Genomic DNA, 1294 nt, shown 5'->3' on the forward strand with positions numbered 1-1294 from the left:
GGCTCGCCGAACTGCGAGGCCCCTCGACCGACAGTTTCTGGAGCTGGCGCGAGGTGATGTACCGCTTCGCTCTGTCGATGACGCCGGACCAGGTCGAGGCGGTGGCGGCACAGCTTTATGTCGAGATGCTGGAAGCGGGATTTTCGCGCGTCGGCGAGTTCCACTATCTCCACCACGACCGCGACGGAAAACCCTATGGCAACATCGCCGAGATGGCGGAGCGGATCGCGGCGGCCGCGGCTGAGACCGGCATTGGGCTGACGCTGCTGCCCGTCTTCTATGCCCATTCCTCCTTCGGGGGTGCGGCACCCAATGAGGCCCAGCGGCGATTCATCAATGATGTCCAACGATTCGGACGCTTGCTTGAGAAAAGCCGCGAAAGCGTTCGCTCGCTCGATCAGGCCGTTGTCGGCGTCGCCCCGCACAGCCTGCGCGCCGCGACGCCGGAGGAACTCGACGCGGTAACCGCGATGGCGCCGGACGGCCCGATCCACATTCATATCGCAGAGCAAACAAAGGAAGTGGAAGACTGCATCGCCTGGTCGGGCGCGCGGCCGGTCGAATTCCTTCTTGACCATGCCAAGGTGGACCGGCGCTGGTGCCTGATCCACGCCACGCATATGACCGAGGCCGAGACGGTCCGCATGGCCAGGAGTGGCGCGATCGCCGGCCTCTGCCCGATCACCGAGGCCAATCTCGGCGACGGCACCTTCACCGCGCCGCTGTTCGTCGAACATGGCGGCCGCTTCGGCGTCGGCTCAGACTCTAATGTGCTAATCGGCCTGCCGGACGAGCTCAGGCAGCTGGAATACTCGCAGCGCCTGACGCACCGCGCCCGCAACGTGCTGGCGGTAGCGGGCGGCTCGGCCGGCCGCGCCTTGTTCGATGCCGCGCTCGACGGCGGCAGCGCCGCGCTCGGCGCCGGCCCGGCGCGGATCGCAGCCGGCGCCCCGGCCGATTTGGTGTCGCTCGACCCGAACCATCCGTCGCTCGCCGGCAAGACGGGAGACTCCATCCTCGATGCCTGGATCTTCGCCAACGGCGCCAGCGTCGACAGCGTCTGGGTGCACGGCAGGAAGCAGGTCAGCGGCGGCCAGCATGCCAGGCGCGAGCCGATCGCCGAGAGGTTCCGCGCTGTCATGACCGCGCTGTCGGCAGCCTAGCTCGTTCAACAGGCGAACCGCGACATGAGCATGATCGAGACAATGGAAGCGGAAGGTGGCGAGGCTGTTTCGCTGCACCAGCGCATCCTGTCCGACATTAGCGAAAAGATCCTGTCCGGCGCCTGGGCGCC

At 66.8% G+C, this 1294-nt stretch carries 1 protein-coding gene and 1 pseudogene; both read left to right on the forward strand.

What is annotated here, in order from left to right; all coding sequences use genetic code 11:
* Window positions 1-1163 (forward strand): formimidoylglutamate deiminase (locus EN781_RS32680; protein ID WP_127400731.1); only part of this gene is annotated, 1163 nt, incomplete at its 5' end.
* Window positions 1164-1187: 24 nt separating this feature from the next.
* Window positions 1188-1294: pseudogene (locus tag EN781_RS35675) on the forward strand (histidine utilization repressor); the annotation flags it as partial.

This window comes from Mesorhizobium sp. M4A.F.Ca.ET.090.04.2.1 (assembly GCF_003999085.1).
Taxonomy (GTDB): Bacteria; Pseudomonadota; Alphaproteobacteria; order Rhizobiales; family Rhizobiaceae; genus Mesorhizobium.